This window comes from Streptomyces fulvoviolaceus (assembly GCF_000718165.1).
Classification (GTDB): domain Bacteria; phylum Actinomycetota; class Actinomycetes; order Streptomycetales; family Streptomycetaceae; genus Streptomyces; species Streptomyces fulvoviolaceus.
Genome location: NZ_JOEY01000012.1, coordinates 60,154 through 83,484, shown reverse-complemented (window position 1 = coordinate 83,484; position 23,331 = coordinate 60,154). Strand labels below are relative to the sequence as shown.

Genomic DNA, 23,331 nt, shown 5'->3' with positions numbered 1-23,331 from the left:
GGTGCAAGAAGAGGAAGTGGGGGACCGTGACGTGAGTTTCCGGCTGGAGGGGCCCGTCCTGGAGGGCGCGCTCGTACGTCTGGAGCCGCTGGACCACCGGCACAAGGCCGACCTGGCGCGGGCGGCGGAGGAGGAGCGGGGGACGTACGCGTTCACGTGGGTGCCGAGGGCCGAGGAGGTCGGCGACTACATCGACGCACAGCTGGACCGTGCGGCGACGGGTCGCTTGGCGCCGTACGCGCAGGTGTCGGTCGCCTCCGGGCGGGCGGTGGGTGCGACGGCGTACTGGGAGCCGCGCTGCTGGCTGACGGACGATCGACTCGACGCCGTGGAGGTCGGGTTCACCTGGCTGGCCCGGTCCGCCCAGGGCACGGGCGTGAACGCCGAGGCCAAGCTGCTGCTCTTCCGCCACGCCTTCGAGGAGTGGGGTGTGTCGCGGGTGGACCTGAAGACGGATGCCCGCAACTCCCGTTCCCGGGCGGCGATCCAGAGCGTGGGGGCACGCTTCGAGGGCGTACTGAGGAACTGGTCGCGGTCCTGGGCGCCGGGGGAGGACGGGCGCCTGCGGGACTCGGCGATCTTCTCGGTCACGGCGGAGGAGTGGGCGGAGTGCCGGGGGAGACTGGAGGAGCGGGTGGCGGGGTTCTTGGCGGGGGCGGTGTGAGGGGGAGCCGCTTCCGATGATGGACAGGGCGTCGTTCCGGCGAGCGTGCTTCGAGGCGGCCAGGGGGATGGGGGCACGTGTCGAAGTACCGACCCTCCCCGGGACGTCGAGCTTCCACGCGGTCACGATCACCGGGCGCGGGCACTCACATGTCGTCCTGTGTCACGCCCACCTTCCCGTCGTCGCCTTCACCGACACGCTGCCGGTGTCGGGACGACCCCTGTCGGGCTTCGTGGACCCACCGACATGGGTGGCCGGCTTCGAGGCGGTCGGCCTGCGGCCCCTGCCGGTCGACGAGCTGAGCACGCCGATGAGCAGGGTGGACGTGAGCGAACTGACGAAAGTGGAACTCGACGAGATCCGTTACTGGCGCCCCGACGCGCTGAGCGACCTGCTGTTCAACTGGTGGGACTGAAGGCTCGGGCCGCAGGGCGCCGTGCCTGGGTGCCCAACCCGCCGATTTGTAGGCGCCGGTGGGGATCAGGCAGAGACGCACGTCACATCTGGCCGTGTCACATCCTGCCGGGGCTGTTCCGTCTATGTGGTGTAGCCATCGACAACGGCAAGGAGTCGCACCATGGAAGCCCGCCTGAACTTCTTCACCAACCCGGTCAGCGGCAAGGTCGTGAAGCACCTCGTCGCCGCGAACAAGGCGCTCGCGGACTCGGGGCTGCCGCACTCGACCCAGGAACTGCTGAAGCTTCGCGTCAGCCAGATCAACGGCTGCGGCTACTGCACCGACATGCACACCAAGGACGCCCTGCACGCCGGGGAGAGCCAGCAGCGTCTCCACCTGGTCGCGGCCTGGCGGGAGGCCACCGTGTTCACCGAGGCCGAGCGCGCGGCCCTGGAGCTGGCGGAGCAGGGCACCCGCATCGCCGACGGGGCCGGCGGGGTCAGTGACGAGGTCTGGGAGAACGCCGCCAAGCACTACGACGAGGACCAGCTCGCCGCCCTGGTGTTCTCCATCGCCCTCATCAACGCCTTCAACCGCGGCAACGTCATCGTCCAGCAGCCGGCCGGCGACTACCAGCCCGGCCAGTTCGGCTGACGACGACCACCCCGCCGGGGCCCGTCGGGTCAGGGTGACCCGGCGGCCCCGAGGGAACGGGCCGCCGCACCACCCAACTCTCCCGTAGTCACCCGCAGTTGATCCAGCACCACTCCCAACACGGCATCCCCCTCCGCCCCCGCCCGCACCGCCGCGAAGACGTGCCGGGACGGGGGCGCCCCACCCTCCGTCGTCAACAACGCCAGACGCCGATGGGCGTACACGGGCCGGACCATCCGTGGGACCAGTGCCACCCCCTGCCCCGCCTCGACCAGCGCCGCCAGCGCACCCCAGTCGTTCACCGCGTGCCGGATGTCCGGGGTGAACCCCGCCGCCGCGCACACCGACCGCGCCACCGCACCGACGCAACTGCGCGCGTCCCCGACGATCCACGACTCGGCCGCCAGCTCCCGCAACCCGACCCGGCCGCGCCCGGCGAGGCGGTGGCCGGCCGGGACGGCGATGTCCATGACGTCCGTGAAGAGCTCGACCCGGGTGTAGCGGGCATCCGTGTGCGGAGGCGCCTCCGCGTAGTGCACCGCCACCGCCACATCCACCTGGCCCCCGTCCAACGCGGTGAACAGATCCGGCGGCTCGGACTCGACCACATCCACACGGACCTGCGGAAGACGCTCGTCCAGTGCCCTCAACACATCCGGCAGCAGCCCGAGGATTCCGCTCGACAGACAGCCGAGCGTCACCGAACCCCGGCCGCCCGAGCCGTACGCCGCCAAGTCGGCCCGCGCCCGCTCCAGTTGGGCCGCGATCAGGTCGGCATGGGCGAGCAGAACCCGTGCCTGGCCGGTCAGCCGTACGCCCCGGCCGTCCTTCTCCGTCAGTGGTACGCCCGCCTCGCGGGCCAGCGCCGCGAGCTGCTGGGAGACCGCCGAGGGGGTCAGGTGCAGGGCCGTCGCCGTCTTCGCGAGGCTGCCCCGGCGCTGCAGCTCGCGCAGGACGGTCAGCCGGCGCAGGTCGACCGTGAAGGATTCGCTTACCTGTTCCACCGTAAAAGATTAACTGGACCGATCCGGCGGCGAACCGAAACCATCAACCGCATGACCGCCTACCTCATCCTCCACGGCTGGCAGAACCACCGCCCCGAGGACCACTGGCAGCACTGGCTCGCCGACCGCCTCGCCGAGCTCGGCCACCACGTCACCTACCCCCAGCTGCCCGACCCCGACGACCCCGACCTCGACACCTGGCTCGCCGAGCTCACCCGGCACCTCGGCGCACTGCCCGGCAGCGGAGACCGAGTCGTCCTCGCCCACAGCGCCTCCGCCCTTCTGTGGCTGCATGCCGTCGCCCGCCGGCTCCCGGGCCTCGGGGACGTCGACCGGGTGCTGCTCGTCGCCCCGCCGTCCGCCTCCGTCCTCGCGCCGCTCCCGGAGGTCGCCGAATTCGCCGCGCCGGCACTGGACTTCACCTTCCCGGGGCCGACCCGCCTCGTCGCCGGTGACGACGATCCGTACTGCCCGGAGGGCGCCCGCGTCGAGTTCGGCGACCCGCTCGGCATCCCCACCGACGTCCTCCCCGGCGCCGCCCACCTCGACCTGGACGCCGGTTACGGCTCCTGGCCCGCCGTACTGGACTGGTGCCTGGACCCGGACGCGAAGATCACTCCTCGGCCTTAGCGGGTACCGCCCGCAGCTCCGGCGTGCTCGCCCCCACGCCCCCCACCGCCAGCGCACACAGCAGCCCACCCGTGACCAGCGCCGTCGCCCCCGACGACCAGCCGGCCACCAGACCGCCGCGCAGGTTGCCGAGGTGCGGGCCCGCCTGGCCGACGATCGTCTCGGCCGCCGTGACCCGGCCCAGCAGGGCGTCGGGGGTGAGGGTCTGCACGATCGTGGTGCGGGACAGGACGGCCAGGGCGTCCGCCGCACCGGCCACCGTCAGCATCCCGAGGCCCGCCCAGGCGCTGGTCGTCAGGCCGAAGGCGGCGAGGGCCACGCCCCAGGTGGCGGACGCGCACAGCATCACCGGGCCGGGGCGGGCCAGGCGGGTGACCGGGCCGGAGAAGGCGGACGCGGTGACTCCGCCCACGCCGAGCGCGGAGAGGAAGAGGCCGAGGGTGCGGGGGTCGTCGCCGAAGCGCTCCGCGTTGACCAGAGGGAACAGGCTCACCGGCATCGCCAGCACCGTGGCGGCCAGGTCCGTCAGCAGCGCGCCCCGCACCACCCGGTGGCCGGTGAGGAAGCGCAGGCCGTCCAGGGCGCCGTGCAGGCCGGGGCGGGACTTCTCGCCCTCGGGCGGCAGCGCGGGCAGGCCGAAGGCGCCGTAGAAGGAGACACCGAAGCTGAGGGCGTCCAGCAGATAGCAGACGCCGATGCCCCACAGACCGAGCACCACACCGGCGACGGCCGGGCCGGCCAGCATCATCGCGCGGCCGGTGACCTGGTTCAGGGCCAGGCCCGCGGCCACCTGGTCCCTGGGCAGCAGCCGCGGCACGAACACACCGGCCGCGGGCGCGCCGATCGCGCCGAACGACGACTGCACCGCTACCAGGAGCAGTACGGCGGCCACCCGCACGTGGCCCGTGAACCCCTGCACGGCCAGCAGGAGAGAGCAGGCCGCCTGGCCCACGTTGCTGAGGAGGTAGACGCGGCGCCGGTCCACCCGGTCGACCCAGGCCCCGGCGAACAGGCCGACGCCGATCAGCGGCAGCGCCTGCGCGAGGCCGACCGCGCCGCTCCAGACCGAGCTGTGGGTCATGTCCCAGACCTGGTACATGACGGTGACGATGGTCATGAAGCTGCCGAGCAAGGACACCGTGCGCCCGATCAGCAGCCGCCGGAAGACCGGGGAGGTCCGCAGGGGCCGTACATCGATCAACGTACGGGTGAGGCTCATGAGAGGGGGACCGGGCGCGGCGGGGGCTGATGCACCCGGGGACGCTAACCGGACGTGCCCGGCCCGGCCACCCAATTAGCTCAGGCGGACTCGTTCAGCAGCCGGGCGAGGTGCTCGCGCCCCGCGCGCAGCAGGTCCGGGAGCGGGGCCGCCGCCTCGTACCACCGCTTCTCGTACTCCCAGCACAGCCAGCCGTCCCAGCCGTGCCGGGAGAGGACCTCCACGCACTCGGCGAGCGGCAGGACGCCGGCGCCGAGCGCCAACGGGGTCGTGTCCTCAGCCGAGGCGATGTCCTTGACCTGGACGTATCCGAGGTGCGGGGAGAGGGCGGCGTAGGTCTCGGAGGGCTGCTCGCCGCCCAGCCAGGTGTGCATGACGTCCCAGAGCGAGCCGACCTGGCGGTGGCCGACCGGGCCGAGGATGCGGATCGCGTCGGCGCCGGTGCGGTGCGAGTCGTGGGTCTCGAGGAGGATGCGTACGTCGAGGTCGCCGGCGTACTCCGCGGCCGTACCGAGGCGGCGGGCGGCCGTGGCGTCGGCCTCCTCCCGGCTCTGGTCGCTCGACGCGCCGGGGAAGACCCGGACGAAGCCGGCGCCCAGGTCACGGGCCAGGTCGAGCAGGCGGTGGATCTCCTCGACCACCGGCTCGTCGGCCCCCGGCGCGGCCACGCGCGCGTACCCGGCGAGGCCGAGGACCTCCACCCCCGCCGCCTTGAACTCGGCCACCGCGTCGGCCCGTTCGGCGAGCCCGATGCCGGGGTGCACGGGCTCCTCCGGATGCGCGCGCAGTTCTACGCCGTGATAGCCGTGCGTGGTCGCGAGCCGCAGCACATCGGTGAGGGGGAGGCCGGGCACGCCGAGGGTGGAGAACGCCAGTTTCATGGTCCTACTCTCACTCGCCGGTGTGCGAAGGTCCAGCGCGCGGGCGGCCCGTCACTCCCCGGTTCCGGTGAGGTCCAGGCGCCAGTCCTGGCCGGTCAGGTCCTTCCCGAAGGAACGGTGGGGTTTCTCGGCGACGAGGACGAAGCCGTGGCGCTGGTAGATGCGGCGGGCGGCGGCCAGGACGTCGTTGGTCCACAGGACGAGGTCGCGGTAGCCGACGCCGCGCGCGAAGTCGATGACCGCCGTGACCAGCCGGTCGCCGATGCCGAGGCCGCGGGTGCCGGGCTCGACGAGCAGCAGCCGCAGCCGGGCGGTGGCGGGCGCGTCGTCCCGTACGCACATCACGCAGCCCACCGGCCGCCCGTCGAGCTCGGCGATCCACACCCGCTCCAGGTGCGGATCGTGGTCCTCCGCGAAGTCGGCGACGATCCTCGCCACCAGCCCTTCGTAGTCGGCGTTCCAGCCGTACTCGGCGGCGTACAGCGCGGCGTTGCGCGCCACGATCCAGCCGAGGTCGCCGGGGCCGGGTTCGCGCAGGACGACGTCCTCGCGGCGTGGAGGGCGGCCGTCGGAGAGGAGCGTGCGGACGGTCCGCATCGCCTCGGAGAGACGGGGCCGCTCGGCGGGCGGGACGGTGGCGAGCAGGGCGCCGACGGATTCGTCGGCGCGTTCCGCGAGCAGGGCGGCGGTCTCCCGGCCGCGTGCGGTGAGGGTGACCCGCCGCCGTCGGGGGTCACGGCGGGAGGGGGTGCGCTCGATGAGGCCGTCCTGCTCGAACTTGTTGAGGATCCGGCTCAAGTAGCCCGCGTCCAGGGTGAGTTCGGCACGCAGATCGGCCGCGTCGGTACGCGGGGAGTGCGCGAGTTCGTACAGGACTCGGGACTCGGTGAGGGTGTACGGGGCGTAGAGATGGCGGCTGTAGTCGAGGGCGCCGATGACGTTCGTGTAGAAGCGGTTGAAGGCGCGGATGTCCTGGACGGTCATGGTTCGTCGACCCCCGGTGGTTGACGCTCGATACCCGATAGATAGTTGACTCAGTCAGAGATACCGTCGGGTCGAGCGTAGGACGTCCGCGCCTCCTTGGGCTACCCCTCTGCGGACTCGGCGGCCGGCCGGTAGACGCAGACCTGCACGCCCGTCTTCCCGGCCGCCGTGGAGACCAGCTCGAACGGCCGCTTGGCGCCGTCGGTCGGGAAGATCGACTTCCCGCCGCCGAGCAGCACCGGCATCACGACGAGCTGGAGCTCGTCGACCAGGCCTTCACTGATGAGCGTCCGGACGAGGGTCGGGCTGCCCATCATCGCGATGTCGCCGCCCTCGGAGTCCCGCAGCTCGCGGATCCGGGCGACGGCCTCCCCGCCGGGGATGCGGGTGGTGTTGTGCCACGTCAGCTCGTCGTCGCCGAGGGTGGACGTCACGACGTACTTCTTCAGGGAGTTGAGCCGGTCGGCGAAGGGATCCCCGGCCCGCTCGGGCCACGCCCCCGCCATCGTCAGATACGTCCGCCGCCCGTACAGCAGCGCCTCGGCCTGCTCCAGCCCCTCGGTGAAGGTGGCGCCGAGGAGCTCCGGGTCGAAGTACGGGTGCGACCACCCGCCGTGCGCGAAGCCGCCGTCGGTGTCCTCCTGGGGGCCGCCGGGGGCCTGGACGACGCCGTCGAGACTGATGAACTCGGTGACCACGATGCGCATGGGAGTCTCTCCAGTTCCTGGTGGGTTTCGGCACTACGGACCGGGGTGCGGAGCGGAACTCATCGGCGGGAAGGGGGAGATGCCGCCGAGGGCGAACAGCGGGCCACTGGAGCGGGGGCCTTTCCTAGCATCACGTCATGGGGACATCGGCGACAGCTGCTTACGACAAATACGCGGACTGGTACGAGCACTACATGTCGGCCGACGGCGTCGGCGACTACGTCCGGCGGGTGCACGCGACACTCGGCGACCTGCTGGGCCCCGGCGCCGGAACCTGCCTGGACGTCTGCTGCGGCACCGGCGCCCACGCGTCCACGCTGGCGGAACTGGGCTGGAATCCGATCGGCGTCGACCTCTCACGCGGTCAACTGCGGCATGCCGTACGGCGGTTGCCGGTCGTCGCCGCCGACGCGACGGCGCTGCCGCTGGCCGACGGGCGCGTGGCCGCCGCGGTGTGCGTGCTGGCGAGCACGGATGTTCCGGACTACGCGGCCGTGTTGAAGGAGATCGCCCGGGTGCTGGCCCCCGGCGGGCGCTTCGTGCACCTCGGGGTGCACCCGTGCTTCGTGGGCGCGTTCGCCGACCGGCGCGACGGGCCGAGGGTCGTGGTGGACGAGCGGTACGCCGACCGGACCCGCACCTTCGACTCCTTCAACCCGGCCGGCGTACGGGCCAGGGTCGGCGCCTGGCACGTCCCGATGGCCGACCTGCTCAACGCGGCGACGGACGCGGGCCTGCGACTGGAACGGACGGTGGAGGCGGGGGCGGGTGGGGTTCCGGAGCTGTTCGGGTTCCGGGCGGTGAGGGACGTAGGGGCGGACAAAACCCGGTGACCATTGATCGAGCGACCGTAAGACTGACTTGATGACCACCACCGCACCGGATCTCGACGCACACAAGGCGGATCTCCTCCTCTACCTCCAGGACGCCCGCAACGTCGCCCTGTCGAAGCTGGACGGCCTGTCGGAGTACGACATCCGCCGCCCCCTGACTCCGACCGGCACCAACCTCCTCGGCCTGGTCAAGCACCTCGCCGGTGCCGAGGCGATCTACTTCGGCGAAACCTTCGGCCGCCCCTTCGACTCGGCGCAGCCTCTGTGGATCACGGGCGCCGCCGAACCGAACGCCGACCTGTGGGTGACTCCCGACGAGACGCGGGAGCAGATCGTGGGCAACTACCGCCGGGCCTGTGCCCATTCGGACGCGACGATCGAGGCGCTGCCGTTGGACGCGGTGGGCCGGGTCCCCTGGGGTCCCCGCAGCGAACTCACCCTCCATCGCATCCTCGTTCACATGATCAGCGAGACACATCGGCATGCGGGGCAGGCGGACATCGTGCGTGAACTGATCGACGGGGCGGTGGGGCAGCGAGGGCGCGACGACAACATGGCGCCCGGGGACGGGGAGTGGTGGGAGAAGCACCGGAACCGGGTGGAGCAGGCGGCGAGGGATGCACAGGGACCGGGTGGAGCGGGCGGCGAGGGAGGCGGGTGAGGTGAGATGAGGCGGGTGAGGCGGGTGTGGCGAGTGAGACGGGTGAGGCGGTCTGACGCCGGTCCAGGCACTTTCAGCCCGTCCGGCGTTTGAGGACGAGGCCGTTCAGGCCGAAGGGGGTCTGGGGCGGAGCCCCAGCGGGGTCGAGGGGCGGAGCCCCAGGGACGCGCACCCCCACCCACCCGCGGTCTCAAGCTCGCGGCACCCCAGAAGACCCCCGCACCATCAGCTCCCCCCGAACCGTGGCGATCCCACCCGGCGGCGGCTCCTCCCGGCCCATCGCGATGCGACCGGCCCGAGCCCCCGCCTCGGCGAGCGGCAACCGCACCGTCGTCAGCGCGGGCACCGCGTCGATGCTGAACGGCAGATCGTCGAACCCGGCCACCGAGACGTCCTCCGGAATCCGCAACCCCGAGTCCCGCAACGCCGCACACGCCCCCAGCGCGACGGAGTCATTGGCAGCGACAACGGCCGTCAACGACGGATCCCGCCTCAGGAGTTCGAGCGTGGCCTCGTACCCCGCCCGCCGGTCGTAACGGCCGTGGACCGTCCAGCGCGGGTCCTCCGCGATCCCGTGCGCCTCCAGCGCGGCCCGGTGCCCCTCGAGCCGGTGCCGGGTCGTCGTCCGCTCCTCCGGCCCGGCGATGTACCCGAGCCGCCGGTGCCCGAGCCCGATGAGGTGCTCGGTGAGCTCCTTGCCGCCCCCGCGGTTGTCGAAGGTCAGCGCGATCGCCGCCGTCTCCGGCGCCGGAGGGCGCCCGCACAGCACGACCCGCGTCCCCGCGTCCGCCAGCTTCCGCAGCTTCGAGGACATCGCGGCCTGGTGCGCGGCGTCCTCCATCGCGCCACCGGTGAGCACGACGGCCGCCGCCCGCTGCCGCTGGAGCAGGGTCAGATACGTCAGCTCGCGCTCCGGGGAGCCCCCGGTGTTGCAGACCACTCCCAGCCGTTCGCCGCCCGCGCGCCCGCCCGGCCCGCCGATCTCGGACTGGATCGCGCCGGCCATGATCCCGAAGAAGGGGTCGGCGATGTCGTTCACCAGAATCCCGACGAGGTCCGACGTCGCGGCGGCCAGCGAGCTCGCCGGCCCGTTCAGTACGTAGTCCAGCTCGTCCACGGCCCGCAGCACCCGCTCGCGGGTGGAGGCCGCCACGGGGTAGTTCCCGTTCAGCACGCGCGACACCGTCGCGGGCGAGACCTGCGCGCGGGCCGCCACGTCCGCCAGGGTCACCGTCATCTCGTCGTCCTCCGGTCGCGCATCTCAGTCGTACCTCGTTGTACTCGCACGTTGTACACGCACAGGCGCAGGGCAATGGTTTCGTGAGGACCTTAAGGCCCCAACCCTCCGTTGTTCGCCCCCTCGAACAACTCAACCCCGTCACGGTCTTGTCCAGACCGCTGGTCAGAGGCTAGCTTCTTCAGAGATAGAAAGCGCTTGCTGTAACGCTCATCAGTGGGGGGCGTGCGCGGCGCGCACAACCGCGTACGACACCTACGAAAGGACCGACGTGACACGCAAGACGGTGCGTATCGCCATGAACGGTGTGACCGGGCGCATGGGCTACCGCCAGCACCTCGTCCGCTCCATCCTGGCCATTCGCGAGCAGGGCGGCCTAGACCTCGGCGACGGCACCGTGCTGTGGCCGGAGCCGATCCTGGTCGGCCGCCGCGAGCACGCGCTCAAGGCGCTCGCCGAGCAGCACGGCCTGCGTCTGGACAACATCTCGACGGACGTCGACGAGGTCCTCGCCGACCCGACCGTCGAGATCTACTTCGACGCCCAGGTCACCTCCGCCCGCGAGGAGGCGCTCAAGAAGGCGATCGCGGCAGGGAAGCACATCTACACGGAGAAGCCCACCGCCACCGGCCTCGACGGTGCCCTGGAGCTCGCCCGCCTGGCCAATGCGAAGGGCATCAAGCACGGCGTCGTCCAGGACAAGCTCTTCCTCCCGGGCCTGCTCAAGCTGAAGCGCCTCATCGACGGCGGCTTCTTCGGCCGGATCCTCTCGATCCGCGGCGAGTTCGGCTACTGGGTCTTCGAGGGCGACTGGCAGACCGCCCAGCGCCCGTCCTGGAACTACCGTGCCGAGGACGGCGGCGGCATCGTCGTCGACATGTTCCCGCACTGGGAGTACGTGCTCCACGAGCTGTTCGGCCGCGTGAAGTCCGTCCAGGCCCTCACCGCCACCCACATCCCGCAGCGCTGGGACGAGAACGACAAGCCCTACGACGCCACCGCCGACGACGCCGCCTACGGCATCTTCGAGCTCGAGGGCGGCGCCATCGCCCAGATCAACTCCTCCTGGGCCGTCCGCGTCAACCGCGACGAGCTCGTCGAGTTCCAGGTCGACGGCACGGAGGGCTCCGCGGTCGCCGGACTGCGCAACTGCCGTGTCCAGCACCGGTCCGCGACCCCCAAGCCCGTCTGGAACCCCGACATCCCGGCCACCGAGGTCTTCCGCGACCAGTGGCAGGAAGTGCCCGACAACGCCGAGTTCGACAACGGCTTCAAGGCCCAGTGGGAGCTCTTCTTCAAGCACGTCTACGCCGACGCCCCCTACCACTGGGACCTCCTCGCCGGCGCCCGCGGCGTCCAGCTCGCCGAGCTCGGCCTGAGGTCCTCGGCCGAGGGCCTGCGTCTCGACGTACCGGAGATCGCGCTGTGACCATCCGACTCCCCGACTTCAAGGGCGGGTTGAGGGCATACGAGCCCCGCTCCGAACCCCTCGCCGTCACTCCCGGCACCCCGTTCACCTCCCGTACGGTCTACTCGGCGGCCCACGTCGTCGCCGACCCGTACGCCGACTCCACCCCCGACTCGCCCGCCGCCGTCGACTGGGACGCCACCCTCGCCTTCCGCCGCCACCTGTGGTCCCACGGGCTGGGCGTCGCCGAGGCCATGGACACCGCCCAGCGCGGCATGGGCCTGGACTGGGCGGGCGCGGCCGAGCTGATCCGCCGCAGCGCCGCCGAGGCCAAGTCCGTCGGCGGCCTCATCGCCTGCGGTGTGGGCACCGACCAGCTCACCGGCCCGGCGTCCCTGGCGGAGGTCCGGGCGGCGTACGAGGAGCAGCTCGCGCTCGTCGAGGAGTCCGGCGCGCAGGCCATCCTCATGGCCTCCCGGGCGCTCGCGGCCGCCGCGAAGAGCCCCGAGGACTACATCGAGGTCTACGGCCACATCCTGCGCCAGTCCGCCGAGCCGGTCGTCCTGCACTGGCTGGGCCCGATGTTCGACCCGGCGCTGGAGGGCTACTGGGGGTCGAGCGACCTCGACGCGGCGACCGACACCTTCCTCGAAGTCATCGCCGCGCACCCCGACAAGGTCGACGGCATCAAGGTGTCGCTGCTGGAGGCCCAGCGGGAGATCGACATCCGCCGCCGGCTCCCGCAGGGCGTCCGCTGCTACACCGGCGACGACTTCAACTACCCCGAGCTGATCGCGGGCGACGAGCAGGGCTTCAGCCACGCCCTGCTCGGCATCTTCGACCCGCTGGGCCCGCTGGCGGCCGAGGCGGTACGGGTCCTGGACACCGGCAACACGGAAGGCTTCCGCGAACTCCTCGACCCCACCGTCGAGTTGTCCCGCCACCTCTTCCAGACGCCGACCCGCTTCTACAAGACGGGCGTGGTGTTCCTGGCCTGGCTGGCCGGCCACCAGTCACACTTCACCATGGTGGGTGGCCTCCAGTCGGCCCGCTCCCTGCCGCACTTCGCCCGCGCCTACGAACTCGCCGACGGCCTGGGTCTGTTCCCGGACCCGAAGCTGGCGGCGGAGCGGATGAAGAACCTGCTGTCCCTGTACGGAGTGGCCCAGTGAGTGATCTTTCCCGGTTCTCCATCAACCAGATGACGGTCAAGCAGCTGTCGATGCCGGAACTGGTCGACGCCTGCCTGGAGTTGGGCGTGCCGGGCGTCGGCCTCTGGCGCGAGCCCGTCCAGTCGTACGGCGTGGCGGAGACGGCCAAGCTGATCCGCGGCGCGGGTCTGACCGTCACCACCCTCTGCCGTGGCGGCTTCTTCACGGCGATCGACCCGGCCGAACGCGCGGCCGCACTGGACGACAACCGCCGCGCGATCGACGAGGCGGCGACGCTGGGCACCGACACGCTGGTCCTGGTCTCGGGCGGCCTGCCAGCCGGGTCGAAGGACCTGCACGGCGCGCGGGAGCGGATCGCGGACGCGCTGGGGGAGCTGGGCCCGTACGCCGAGCAGCACGGTGTGAAGCTGGCCATCGAGCCGCTGCACCCGATGTACGCCTCCGACCGCTGCGTGGTCTCGACGCTCACCCAGGCGCTCGACCTCGCGGAGCGCTTCCCCGCGCACCAGGTCGGCGTCACGGTGGACACGTACCACATCTGGTGGGACGACAACGCGCCCGCGCAGATCGCCCGGGCGGGCGCCGGCGGCCGTATCCACACCTTCCAGCTCGCCGACTGGACCACCCCGTTGCCCGAGGGGGTCCTCAACGGCCGCGGTCAGATCGGGGACGGCTCGATCGACATGCGGGAGTGGCAGGGATACGTGGAGGCGGCCGGATACACCGGTGCCATTGAAGTCGAGCTGTTCAACGATGAGTTGTGGGCGCGGGACGGGCGGGAGGTACTCGCTGAAACCGCGCAGAGGTTCGTGCAGAATCTGACCCTGTGACCGAGAGCCTCGAACCGCTGGAACGTGTCGACGGCCGCTGGGTGTCGGGGGACGCCCGGCGGCCGGGCCGTGCGTGGGCTGCGAGGACGAGTTGACGCGGGCGAGGGTCGCCGCGCTGTACCGCTACCCGGTGAAGTCGATGCTCGGCGAGCGGCTCACGGAGGCCGAGGTGAGCGAGCGGGGGCTGGCGGGTGACCGGCGTTTCGCGCTGCTCGACGAGGAGACCGGCAAGGTCGCGAGCGCGAAGAACCCTCGGCTGTGGCGGGCGTTGCTGACCTGCAGGGCGACCCTCACGGAGGCGGGGCCACGCATCACCGGACCGGACGGCACCGAAGTGCACGCCGTCTCCGAGATCGTCGGCCGCCCGGTCACCCTGACCGACACGCCCCCGCCCGACGCCACCCTCGACCGGTCCCGGCCGGAGGAAGTGCTGCGGGCGGGTGTGGACGCGCAGGTGGAGGCCGACGTCGTGCGGTTCGGGTCGGCGGCTCCGGTCGGTACGTTCTTCGACTTCGCGCCGGTCCACCTGATCACCACGTCGACCCTCGCAAGGATCGCCGAGGTGCAGCGTTACCGGCCCAACCTGGTCCTCGACACGGGTGACACCGAGGGCTTCGTCGAGCACGACTGGGTGGGCGGGGAGCTGCGGATCGGCGACCGGCTCGTCCTGCGGGTGATGGCCTCGACACCCCGCTGCGCCGTCCCCACCCTCGCCCACGGCGACCTGCCCCGCGACCCCGAAGCCCTGCGCGTCCTCGCCCGCCACCACCGTGTCCCCGCTCTGCCGGGCCGTGCGCCGGAGCCGTGTGCCGGGGTGTATGCGCAGGTGCTGCGGGGCGGGTGGGTGCGGGAGGGCGATGTATACACCGTTTCGTCCGCACGCTGAAAAAAATTCTGAGGATTCCGTACAACCCTTCCCGTACCTCCCGGGTCGTACTTGGCATCAGGACTTCTGGAGGGGGATCTGGGGGGATCGCGGGGGTTCTGATACGGAGGGGAAAACCCGAGGGGGCCTGGTCGACGGACTGGGCCCCCTCGAATTTGTGTCCCTGATCAAGGAGCTCGTCTCACGGTCCGTTGGCTGACAGTGGTGTGTCCGCTGTGACGGGGAGGAGCGGCCGAATCCGTACGTTGTCCATGTGCCGGGCGTGGCCCAGGCTGCTCCCTGCCGAGCGGGACGACTGTCGATTCGGGGGGCCGGTTTCGTGCTGCGCATCCACTTCACGGCCGAGGACCTCGCCCGCATCCGGGTGGCGAGCACGCCCGACCCGCTCTGGGAGATCACCTTCAGCCTGCACCGGCTCCAGACCTCGCAGGGCCGCTGGGCCTACGCCGACTGGCACCGCAGCACCCGGGCCACCCTCACGGGCACGCGGCTGGGCGCGGCCGTACGCCGGGTTCTCATCCCGGTGCTTCCCAGGGCGCGGTACTGGCCGGACTTCCTGTCCCCGGACGAGTCCGCGGACGGGCTGGAGCGGGGACTCGCAGCGATCCTCGACACCCCGCCGACCCGGGTCGCCCAGGAGGTGGGTCTGCTGGCCCGGTCCAGCGGGGCCCCCGACTGGGCGCTCAGGCTGACGGAGCGCGGGTCCCGGGAGGAGCTGGTGCGGGTGCTGCGCGCCTACCACGAGGCCGTCGTCGCACCTCACCACGACCGCATGTGCGAGTCGCTCGCCGGTGAGCGCGTCCTGCTCTCCCGAGCCACCCTCGACGGAGGCGTCGGCGGGCTGCTCACCGGCCTCTCGCCCGCCATGCGCTGGTGTCCGCCGGTCCTCCACGTCGACTACGTGGAGGACCGCGACCTGAATCTCGGCGGACGCGGATTGCGCCTCGTCCCCTCCTATTTCTGCTGGCAGTCACCGGTCTCCCTGGCCGACGACACCCTCCGGCCGGTGCTGGTCTACCCCGTGCACGGCTCCCGGCTCCCCGCGCCCGCCTGCCCGGAAGCCTCCCTCTCCGCGCTGCTGGGCCGGACCCGGGCCGCCGCGCTGCGGACGCTCGCGCTCGGCGCGACCACGTCGGAACTGGCCCGCTTCCTGGGCGTTTCGCCCGCCACGGCCACGCACCACACCACGGTGCTGCGGGACGCCGGTCTGATCACGAGCCGGCGCGCGCAGAACACCATGCTGCACGCCCTCACCCCGCTCGGGGCGGCGATGCTCCGCCGGCCGTCGCCAGGTCCGCGCGCCGAGAGGGACGCGGAAAAGGGCGCAGAAAAGGGCTCCGCAACCGCCGTACGCAGCGACTTCTAGCCAGCCGCCACGCTCCCGCGGCCGAACGGAACCGTGCAGTCTGCCCCATCGGCCCCACGCCTCACACGAGTCCCGCCGGAACAAGGAACTCCGCCGCCCGGCCGGGGACTTTCGAGACCGTTCGAAGGTCGTGGTTCGGACGGGGCACGCGCTGCGACTGTTGCCGGCGGCACCACACGGGCCGTCGGACCGCCGGCCCCGACCACCACCGAAGAGGGGAACAGGCATGTTGAAGAGGGGAAGCACGAACAGAGCCCTGGTCGCCGGAGCGCTCACGTTCGTCTCCGCCGCGGCCGGCGTGGCGCTCGCGCCCGTGGCGTCCGCGGCCCCGCAGGCCTGCACGGCCTCGTCGCTGACGACGGGGCCGTACGAGGGCGTGGGCACCATCCGCTACAAGTCCGCCAGCAGCACCTGCGGCGACCTCAACCTGACGTACTCCTTCAACAGCACGTCCCGGACCTACGACTCCTACGCGGGCCGCCTGCGCCGCTCCGACGGCACCTGGTTCACCTGTGCCAAGCGGTATGTCCTGGCGTACGACGGCAGCCACAGCATCAACGACTCCACGTACTGGCTGTGCACCGACGTCAACGACAACACCCCGTTCACCGTGGCCAGCCTCAACGAGGGCGGAGATTCCGTCACGATCACCCACTGACCTCGAACCCGTGTCTCCCGGGGTGCCGTCGGCCGGCTTCGGCCGTCGGTACCCCGGCCGGCGGAAGGACAGCAGTGACTCGGATCCTCACGCGCACCGCCCTCGCCGCGACCGCCGCCCTCCTCACGGCCGCGTGCTCGACCGCTGCCGGCTCGACCGTCGGCGGCCGGTCCGGCGAGGGGCTGCCCGCGCCGGTGACGGCCGCGCGCCTCACCTACGGCCTGCCGGACGACCCGGTGCGCATGGTTCTCCCCGCGACCGGGGCCGAGACCCGGTGGACCCAGGGCCTGGACGTCTTCGGGCAGCAGGTGGCGCGAACCGTCGCCGCCGACTGCGCGCGCGATCTCGGGATCGGTCTGACCGAGGAGGTCCCGCCGGCGTTCATCTCGTTCGCCGACCTGCCCGACCTCGACTTCCTCGGCCGGCACGGGTTCGGCCACGGCGCCGAGGTCCCCACTCCGGCGGCGAGCCCTGCCCCGAGCCGGTCCGGCACCTCCGCGGAGATACGCCGTTGCCGTGCGGAGGGCGCGGCCGCCGCCGAGGAGGTCAGGGACGCGTATCTGCCGCTCCAGCAGAAGTGGTTCGGCGAGCTCGCCGCCGTGCGGAGCGATCCCGCTGCGACCCGGGCCCTGAGCGGTCTGCCCGACTGCCTTGCGGAACAGGGCTACCGGGCCCGCGACGAGAACGCCTTCTTCGCCCTCGTCGACAACCGCCTGATGAACGCCCCGTCCGCAGACTTCCCGCGCGTCGACAGCGAACTCGGCCACGCCTACGCCGTCTGCATGCGCCCGGTCGAGGCCGTCCGCGAACCGGCCCGGCTGCGGCTGCGGGAGCGCTTCCTCACCGAACACGCGGAGGAGGTAGGCGAGTTGCGCACCACCCTCGTCCCGGCACTCCGGGGCGCCGAGAAGCGCTACGGCGTACGCCTCGCCTTCCCGGCGCCGTGAGCGTCAGGCCGTGAGCATCAGGTCGTGAGCATCAGAAGAACACCCCGCACCGCAGCAGCACGTTCGCGTACGGCCGAGCCTCGCCCGTCCGTACGACCAGCCGCGCCCCCGCCGACAGCTCCTTGAGCTTCTCGTGCGAGACCAGCTCCAGGCCGGGAAAGTGCCCGTCGAGCAGCGCCGAAGCCGCCGCGTTGGTGTCCCGCACCTCCTCCGCCGCCGTGGCGCCCTCCACCACCAGCTCGGCCAGCAGGCCGTCCAGCACCTCGGCGAAGGACGGCACCCCGGCCCGGAAGGCCAGGTCGACCACGCGCGGACCGTCCGGTATGGGCATGCCGGCGTCGCACACCAGCACCCCGTCCCCGTGGCCCAGCTCGGCGAGCGCGCCGGAGAGATGACGGTTCAGTATTCCGGCTCGCTTCACTGGGCCTCGCCTCGCAGGGAAGTTCCGGAAGCGTTGCCTGACTCGCTTTTCCCGCCGGGGGTCCGGGGGTTGTCCCCCGGGCTGGCACAGCACAGGGCCTCGACCTCCGCGGCCGTGGGGAAGGACACCTGCGCACCCTGCCTGGTGACGGCGGCCGCCCCGACCCGGGACGCGTAGGCCGCGGCCTCCGCGAGACCCGATCCGGTCCCGAGCTTCCACGCCAGCGCAGCGGTGAACGCGTCGCCCGCGCCCGTCGTGTCCACGGCGTCCACCTTGACGGAGGGGACCCGGGTGACGCCCTGGGACGAGGCCACCAGCGAACCCTCCGCACCCAGTGTCACGACCACCGACCGCGGCCCCTTCGCGAGCAGGATCCGCGCCCAGTCCTCGGGCTCGTCACTGATGGCGGCGGCGTCCTCGCCGAGGATCACCTTCGCCTCGTGCTCGTTGACGATCAGCGGGTCGCAGGCCGCCAGTACCTCCGGCGGCAGCGGCCGCGGCGGCGACGGGTTCAGCACGAACCGGCTGTCCGGCGCCAGATTCCGTACGACCTCCACGACCGTCTCCAGCGGAATCTCCAACTGGGCCGAGACGACCCGGGAGGCGTGGAAGAGGCTGGCCGCGGCCCGTACGTCCCCGGGCGTCAGCCGGCCGTTCGCACCCGGCGAGACCACGATGCTGTTGTCCCCGGACGGGTCCACCGTGATCAGCGCGACCCCGGTCGGCGCACCGCCGACCAGGACACCCACCGTGTCGACCCCGGCCGCCCGCTGCGAGTCGAGGAGCAGCCGGCCGTGCGCGTCGTCGCCGACGCGGGCCAGCAGGGCCGTACGGGCACCGAGCCGGGCGGCCGCGACCGCCTGGTTGGCTCCCTTGCCGCCCGGGTGCACGGCCAGGTCGGAACCGAGCACCGTCTCGCCGGCCCCTGGCCGCCGCTCTACGCCGATCACCAGGTCGGCGTTGGCCGACCCTACGACCAGTAGGTCGTAGTCGTACATGAAGTGACTCCCCTAGTCAGTGACTCGGGGCGGGCGGCTCTCGTGGAAGAACCACGAGGCAACCGCCCGCCCGTTCGTCGATGTGACAGCCGATGTGACAGCCGATGTGTCAGCCGCTGAAGCCGGCCACGTTCTCCTTCGTGACCACCTTCACCGGAACCTTCACCGTCTGCTCGACCTTCTCGCCCTGAAGTGCCTTCAGCGCGTTGTCCACGGCGATCTTGCCGAGCTGGGTCGGCTGCTGTGCCACGGACGCGTACAGAGTGCCGTCCTTCACCGCCTTCAGTCCGTCCGGCGTGCCGTCGAAGCCGACCACGGAGACCGACTTGCCGGCCTTGGAGCCGAGCGCCTTGATCGCGCCGAGCGCCATCTCGTCGTTGGCGGCGATGACGCCCTGGACGTCCGGATGGGCCTGGAGCAGGTTCGACATCACGTCGAGGCCCTTGGTGCGGTCGAAGTCGGCCGGCTGCTGGGCCACGACCTGGATACCCGGGTAGGCCTTGAGTCCCTTGGCGAAACCTTCGGCGCGCTCACGGGCGGCGGAGGTGCCGGCCTGGCCCTGCAGGATGACGATCTTGCCCTCGCCGCCCAGCTTCTCGGCGACCGTCTGGGCGGCGAGTTCACCGCCGGCGACGTTGTCGGAGGCGACCAGCGCGTCCACCGTGGCCTCGTTGACGCCGCGGTCGACGGCGATGACCGGGATCTTCGCCTTGTCGGCGGCATTCACCGAGTTGCTCGCCGCGTCCGAGTCCACCGGGTTGACGATGATCGAGTCGAGGCCCGAACTGGTGAAGTTCTGCAGCTGGTTGGCCTGCTGGGAGGCGTCGTTCTGCGCGTCCGTGACGGTCAGGTCGACGCCCAGCTTCTTCGCCTCGGCCTTGGCACCGGCCTGGATCTGCACGAAGAAGGGGTTGTTGAGGGTGGACAGCGCCAGTCCGACCTTCGGGTTCGCCGCCGAGGACGAGCCGCTGTGCAGGAAGGAGGTCGCGCCGACGATCGCCACGGTGACCACGGCCGCGAGACCGTACGTCGCCGCCTGCTTGCCCTTGCCGCCGTTCGCGCCCGCACCGCCCGCCACAGGAGTCGCCCCGGCCTTGCGGCGCACCGTGTCCAGCAGCACCGCCAGCGCGATGACGACACCGATGACGACCTGCTGCCAGAAGGCGGACACGGACAGGAGGTTGAGGCCGTTGCGAAGCACCGCGAGGATCAGCGCGCCGATCAGGGTGCCGGACGCCTTGCCGGTGCCACCGGCCAGGGACGCCCCACCGATCACGACCGCGGCGATCGCGTCCAGCTCGTAGCCGTCGGCGGCCTGCGGCTGCGCGGAGGACAGGCGGGAGGCGAGCACGATGCCCGCGGCGGCGGCGAAGACACCGGACAGCGCGTAGATGGCGAGCTTCTGCTTCTTCACGCGCAGACCGGACAGGCGTGCGGCCTCCTCGTTGCCGCCGATCGCGTACATGGAACGGCCGATGTACGTCCGGCCGAGCACGAAGGCGGCGATGAGCCCCATCACGATCATCACGAGCACCGGCACCGGCAGCCAGCCGCCGAGCGTGTCCCCGAGGTGCGAGACCGAGTCGGGGAAGGCGATCGGGGAGCCCTCGGAGATCACCAGCGACAGACCGCGGGCCACCGACAGCATGGCCAGCGTCGCGATGAACGGCGGCAGTTTGCCGTACGCGATGAGGAAGCCGTTGACGAGACCGGCCGCTATGCCGGTGACGACCGCCAGCACGACGGCCAGGAAGACCGGCACCCCGTGCTGCGTCGCGCTCCAGGCCAGCACGGTGGCCGACAGCGCCGCCACCGAGCCGACCGACAGGTCGATGCCCGCCGAGACGATCACGAAGGTCACGCCGAAGGCGAGGATGGCGGTGACGGCCGCCTGGACACCCACGTTGAGCAGGTTGTCCGTGGTCAGGAAGTCGCCCGACAGCGCCGACATGGCGATGACGAGGACGATCAGCGCGGTGAGCGCGCCGTTGTCGAGGAGCAGGCGGCGGACCGCCGCGGCGCCACCGGCGCCCGCCCCGCTCTTGAGCGTGTCAGCGGCCACGGCCGGCCTCCGGTTCGGTAGTAGGGGTGCTTACGGCGAGTGCCATCACGGCGTCCTGGGTGGCCTCGTCGGCCGCGAGTTCGCCCGCGATCCGGCCCTGGGCCATCACCAGCACCCGGTCGCTCATGCCGAGCACCTCGGGCAGATCGCTGGAGATCATCAGGACGGCGGCTCCGGCGGCCGTCAGTTGGTTGATGAGTTGGTAGATCTCGACCTTGGCGCCGACGTCGATGCCGCGTGTCGGCTCGTCGAGGATCAGCACCTTGGTCTCGGCGAGCAGCCACTTGCCGATGACGACCTTCTGCTGGTTGCCGCCGGACAACGTCCGTACGTGCTGGCCGAGTCCGGCCATCCGCACGCCCAGCTGCTGCGCGATCCACCCGGCGGCCTCGTGCTGCCGCTTGAGGTCGACGAGGCCGGCGCGGGTCGCGGCGCGCATGGTCACCAGGCCGAGGTTCTCCTCGACGGAGGCGCCTAGGACCAGCCCCTGGCCCTTGCGGTCCTCCGGGATGAGCCCGATGCCCGCGGTCATCGCCGCGTTGACGTCGTACTTGGCGATCGAGGCGCCGGAGACCTTCACGGTGCCCTTGTCGTACGGATCCGCGCCGAACACGGCCCGCACGACCTCGGTACGACCGGCACCGACGAGCCCGGCGATACCGACGACCTCACCGGCGTGCACCTGGAAGCTCACGTCATGGAAGACGCCGTCCCTGGTCAGCCCCTCGACGGACAGCAACGCGGCGCCCGTGTCGGCCCGTTCGCGCGGGTACTGCTGCTCGATCGACCGCCCCACCATGAGGCGTACGAGTTCGTCCTCGGGCGTGGACGCGGGGACCTGCCCGACGGACCTGCCGTCCCGGATGACCGTGACCCGGTCGCCCAGAGCGGCGATCTCCTCCAGGTGATGCGTGATGAAGACGATCCCGACCCCGTCCTCGCGCAGCTTGCGCACGATGGAGAAGAGCTTCTCGACCTCCTCCGAGGTGAGCACGGCGGTCGGCTCGTCCATGATCAGCACGCGCGCGTTCAGGCTCAGGGCCTTCGCGATCTCGACCATCTGCAGGCGCGCGATGCCGAGTTCACGCACACGCGCGCGTGGAGACACATTGACGCCGACCCTTTCCAGCAGGACCTCGGCATCCGCCTCCATCGTCTTCCGGTCGATCATCCCGAAGCGGCGCGGCTGCCGCCCCAGGAAGATGTTCTCGGCGACCGTCAGATCGGGAACGAGGTTGAACTCCTGGTAGATGGTGGCGATCCCGAGGCGCTCGGAGTCCTGCGCACCATGGATGCGCACCTCCTCGCCGCCGGCCAGGATCCGCCCGGCGTCGGGCGTGTAGGCGCCGGAGAGCATCTTGATGAGGGTGCTCTTGCCCGCGCCGTTCTCACCGAGGAGTACATGGACCTCGCCGCGGCGCAGATCGAAGTCGACGCCGTCGAGCGCGACCACGCCGGGGAAGGTTTTCCGTATGCCCTCGATGCGCAGCAACTCGTCCGCGTTGCTCACGTCTGGCTCCTTCTTACGGGGGACTGCACAGCGGGGGACTGTGCGGGGGGCGGCTCAGGGGAAGCCGACGGCTCCTGGGGAGCCGGCTCGCCGCACGAGCGGCGTACGACGAGACGGGCGGGGAGGGTGACGGACTCGGGGGGCCGTCCCTCGATGCGGTCGACGAGCGCGCGCACGGCGGCGCGCCCCAGCTCGCCCGTGGGCTGGGCGATCGCGGTGATCGGCGGATCGGTGTGCACGAACCACGGGATGTCGTCGAACGCGGCGAGCGCGATGTCGTCCGGCACGCGAAGTCCACGCGCGCGTATGGCGTCCAGCGCGCCGAGCGCCATCAGGTTGTCGGCCGCGAACACGACCTCGGGCGGCTCGGGCAGGTCGAGGAAGCCCTCGGTGACCCGCCGCCCGCTGGCGGCCTGGAAGTCGCCCTGTCCTATGTAGGCGTCGGGGAGATCGAGGCCATGAGTCCGCAGGGCCTCCCTGAAGGCCTCCACACGCTCCTGACCGGTCGCGGTCGCCGCCGGCCCCGCGATGATCGCGAGCCGCCGGTGCCCGAGCCCGTGCAGATGGGTGACCAGGTCGCGCACGGCGGCCCGTCCGTCCGCCCGGACCACGGGCACGTCCACGCCCGGGATCCACCGGTCGACGAAGACCATCGGCGTCCCCGCGCGCACGGCGTCCAGCATCAGCGGCGAGCCGCCGTCGGTGGGGGAGACGAGAAGACCGTCGATACGGCGGTCCAGCAGGTTCCGTACATGGTGGTCCTGCAGGTCGGGCCGCTCGTCGGCGTTGCCGATGATGACGCTGTACCCGAGCGCGCGGGCCTCTTCCTCGACGGAGCGGGCCAGCTCGGTGAAGTACGGGTTCATCACGTCACTGATGACCAGGCCGAGGGTGTGGGTCTGGTCGGTGCGCAGCGAACGGGCGACGGCGTTCGGGCGGTAGCCCAGCGCCTCGACGGCGGCCAGTACGCGCGTGCGTGCGTCCGCGCTGACCGACGGGTGGTCGTTCAGGACGCGAGAGACCGTGGCGACGGAGACGCCCGCTTCGGCGGCGACGTCCTTGATGCTCGCCATCGCTCGTTCCACCTCCTTGTGGAATCGATTACATCGACGTGTACGGAGGATTGGAATCGATTACACGGGGGTTAATCAAGCCCTTGACCGCATCCCGAGATCGGATTGTGATGAACGGTGCTCGGATGA

The 23,331-nt window shown here is 71.5% G+C and carries 24 protein-coding genes; 13 read left to right on the top strand and 11 right to left on the bottom strand.

The window, feature by feature from the left end; translation table 11 throughout:
- Nucleotides 1–31: 31 nt before the first annotated feature.
- From IG08_RS0114540 to IG08_RS0114530, 3 genes are all read left to right on the top strand, one after another.
- Nucleotides 32–664 (top strand): GNAT family N-acetyltransferase, encoded by a 633-nt coding sequence (locus IG08_RS0114540; protein ID WP_030601041.1) that lies wholly within the window; start codon nt 32–34, stop codon nt 662–664.
- Nucleotides 665–731: 67 nt separating this feature from the next.
- The gene (locus tag IG08_RS54185; protein WP_043454287.1) at nt 732–1,079 is read left to right on the top strand and encodes a hypothetical protein; all 348 of its coding nucleotides are present in this window, start codon (nt 732–734) and stop codon (nt 1,077–1,079) included.
- Between the two features lie 162 nt (nt 1,080–1,241).
- Nucleotides 1,242–1,715 (top strand): carboxymuconolactone decarboxylase family protein, encoded by a 474-nt coding sequence (locus IG08_RS0114530; RefSeq protein WP_030601036.1) that lies wholly within the window; start codon nt 1,242–1,244, stop codon nt 1,713–1,715.
- 29 nt (nt 1,716–1,744) lie between these two features.
- Here IG08_RS0114530 and IG08_RS0114525 read toward each other — a convergent pair whose 3' ends face one another.
- Nucleotides 1,745–2,719, bottom strand: coding sequence for a LysR family transcriptional regulator (locus IG08_RS0114525; RefSeq protein WP_078655598.1), 975 nt, complete (start codon nt 2,717–2,719; stop codon nt 1,745–1,747).
- A 51-nt stretch (nt 2,720–2,770) separates the two neighbouring features.
- On the opposite strand from IG08_RS0114525, the gene IG08_RS0114520 reads away from it, so the two are divergent.
- A complete protein-coding gene (locus tag IG08_RS0114520; protein WP_030601030.1) occupies nt 2,771–3,349 on the top strand; it encodes an RBBP9/YdeN family alpha/beta hydrolase in 579 nt (192 codons plus the stop codon).
- On the opposite strand, the gene IG08_RS0114515 is transcribed toward IG08_RS0114520, so the two are convergent.
- From IG08_RS0114515 to IG08_RS0114500, 4 genes are all read right to left on the bottom strand, one after another.
- The gene (locus tag IG08_RS0114515) at nt 3,333–4,568 is read right to left on the bottom strand and encodes an MFS transporter (protein WP_030601027.1); all 1,236 of its coding nucleotides are present in this window, start codon (nt 4,566–4,568) and stop codon (nt 3,333–3,335) included. The genes IG08_RS0114520 and IG08_RS0114515 overlap by 17 nt on opposite strands.
- 80 nt (nt 4,569–4,648) lie before the next feature.
- Nucleotides 4,649–5,449: a sugar phosphate isomerase/epimerase family protein gene (locus tag IG08_RS0114510; RefSeq protein ID WP_030601025.1), complete on the bottom strand. Its 801-nt coding sequence runs from the start codon at nt 5,447–5,449 to the stop codon at nt 4,649–4,651.
- 51 nt (nt 5,450–5,500) lie between these two features.
- Nucleotides 5,501–6,433, bottom strand: coding sequence for a bifunctional helix-turn-helix transcriptional regulator/GNAT family N-acetyltransferase (locus IG08_RS0114505; protein WP_030601022.1), 933 nt, complete (start codon nt 6,431–6,433; stop codon nt 5,501–5,503).
- Between the two features lie 101 nt (nt 6,434–6,534).
- Nucleotides 6,535–7,140: a dihydrofolate reductase family protein gene (locus IG08_RS0114500; RefSeq protein ID WP_030601020.1), complete on the bottom strand. Its 606-nt coding sequence runs from the start codon at nt 7,138–7,140 to the stop codon at nt 6,535–6,537.
- A gap of 137 nt (nt 7,141–7,277) precedes the next feature.
- Here IG08_RS0114500 and IG08_RS0114495 point away from each other — a divergent pair, with 137 nt between their 5' ends.
- Both IG08_RS0114495 and IG08_RS0114490 read left to right on the top strand, forming a co-directional pair.
- Entirely contained in the window at nt 7,278–7,973 is a 696-nt protein-coding gene (locus IG08_RS0114495; protein ID WP_030601018.1) for a class I SAM-dependent methyltransferase, read from the top strand.
- Nucleotides 7,974–8,004: 31 nt separating this feature from the next.
- Complete coding sequence (locus tag IG08_RS0114490; RefSeq protein ID WP_030601015.1) at nt 8,005–8,634, top strand: DinB family protein; 630 nt, start codon at nt 8,005–8,007, stop codon at nt 8,632–8,634.
- Nucleotides 8,635–8,824: 190 nt separating this feature from the next.
- Here the strand turns inward: IG08_RS0114490 and IG08_RS0114485 are convergent, their stop codons facing one another.
- Complete coding sequence (locus IG08_RS0114485; protein WP_030601012.1) at nt 8,825–9,871, bottom strand: LacI family DNA-binding transcriptional regulator; 1,047 nt, start codon at nt 9,869–9,871, stop codon at nt 8,825–8,827.
- A gap of 271 nt (nt 9,872–10,142) precedes the next feature.
- Between IG08_RS0114485 and IG08_RS0114480 the strand changes: the two genes are divergently transcribed.
- The 7 genes from IG08_RS0114480 to IG08_RS0114450 all read left to right on the top strand — a co-directional run bounded on the left by IG08_RS0114480 (nt 10,143) and on the right by IG08_RS0114450 (nt 17,138).
- On the top strand, nt 10,143–11,300 hold the full coding sequence (locus IG08_RS0114480) for a Gfo/Idh/MocA family protein (RefSeq protein ID WP_030601009.1): 1,158 nt from the start codon (nt 10,143–10,145) through the stop codon (nt 11,298–11,300).
- A complete protein-coding gene (locus IG08_RS0114475) occupies nt 11,297–12,451 on the top strand; it encodes a dihydrodipicolinate synthase family protein (RefSeq protein WP_030601006.1) in 1,155 nt (384 codons plus the stop codon). Before IG08_RS0114480 ends, IG08_RS0114475 begins: the two co-directional genes overlap by 4 nt.
- Nucleotides 12,448–13,281 (top strand): sugar phosphate isomerase/epimerase family protein, encoded by an 834-nt coding sequence (locus tag IG08_RS0114470; protein ID WP_030601004.1) that lies wholly within the window; start codon nt 12,448–12,450, stop codon nt 13,279–13,281. Before IG08_RS0114475 ends, IG08_RS0114470 begins: the two co-directional genes overlap by 4 nt.
- 91 nt (nt 13,282–13,372) lie before the next feature.
- Nucleotides 13,373–14,167 carry an MOSC domain-containing protein gene (locus IG08_RS0114465; protein WP_030601001.1) on the top strand — a complete coding sequence of 265 codons (795 nt, stop codon included), beginning with the start codon at nt 13,373–13,375 and terminating at the stop codon, nt 14,165–14,167.
- Nucleotides 14,168–14,486: 319 nt separating this feature from the next.
- On the top strand, nt 14,487–15,533 hold the full coding sequence (locus IG08_RS0114460) for an ArsR/SmtB family transcription factor (RefSeq protein ID WP_078655597.1): 1,047 nt from the start codon (nt 14,487–14,489) through the stop codon (nt 15,531–15,533).
- 226 nt (nt 15,534–15,759) lie between these two features.
- Nucleotides 15,760–16,191 carry a hypothetical protein gene (locus IG08_RS0114455; protein ID WP_030600996.1) on the top strand — a complete coding sequence of 144 codons (432 nt, stop codon included), beginning with the start codon at nt 15,760–15,762 and terminating at the stop codon, nt 16,189–16,191.
- 74 nt (nt 16,192–16,265) lie between these two features.
- On the top strand, nt 16,266–17,138 hold the full coding sequence (locus tag IG08_RS0114450; RefSeq protein WP_030600992.1) for a hypothetical protein: 873 nt from the start codon (nt 16,266–16,268) through the stop codon (nt 17,136–17,138).
- A 31-nt stretch (nt 17,139–17,169) separates the two neighbouring features.
- Here IG08_RS0114450 and rbsD read toward each other — a convergent pair whose 3' ends face one another.
- The 5 genes from rbsD to IG08_RS0114425 form a co-directional block, all read right to left on the bottom strand.
- Nucleotides 17,170–17,559 carry a D-ribose pyranase gene (rbsD, locus tag IG08_RS0114445; protein WP_030600990.1) on the bottom strand — a complete coding sequence of 130 codons (390 nt, stop codon included), beginning with the start codon at nt 17,557–17,559 and terminating at the stop codon, nt 17,170–17,172.
- Nucleotides 17,556–18,557 carry a ribokinase gene (locus IG08_RS0114440; protein WP_030600987.1) on the bottom strand — a complete coding sequence of 334 codons (1,002 nt, stop codon included), beginning with the start codon at nt 18,555–18,557 and terminating at the stop codon, nt 17,556–17,558. The genes rbsD and IG08_RS0114440 overlap by 4 nt, the downstream gene beginning before the upstream one ends.
- Nucleotides 18,558–18,666: 109 nt before the next feature.
- Nucleotides 18,667–20,619, bottom strand: a complete 1,953-nt coding sequence (locus IG08_RS0114435) for an ABC transporter permease/substrate-binding protein (protein ID WP_030600985.1) — start codon at nt 20,617–20,619, stop codon at nt 18,667–18,669.
- On the bottom strand, nt 20,609–22,129 hold the full coding sequence (locus IG08_RS0114430) for a sugar ABC transporter ATP-binding protein (protein ID WP_030600982.1): 1,521 nt from the start codon (nt 22,127–22,129) through the stop codon (nt 20,609–20,611). Before IG08_RS0114430 ends, IG08_RS0114435 begins: the two co-directional genes overlap by 11 nt.
- Entirely contained in the window at nt 22,126–23,202 is a 1,077-nt protein-coding gene (locus tag IG08_RS0114425) for a LacI family DNA-binding transcriptional regulator (RefSeq protein WP_030600980.1), read from the bottom strand. The genes IG08_RS0114430 and IG08_RS0114425 overlap by 4 nt, the downstream gene beginning before the upstream one ends.
- Between the last annotated feature and the right edge of the window lie 129 nt (nt 23,203–23,331).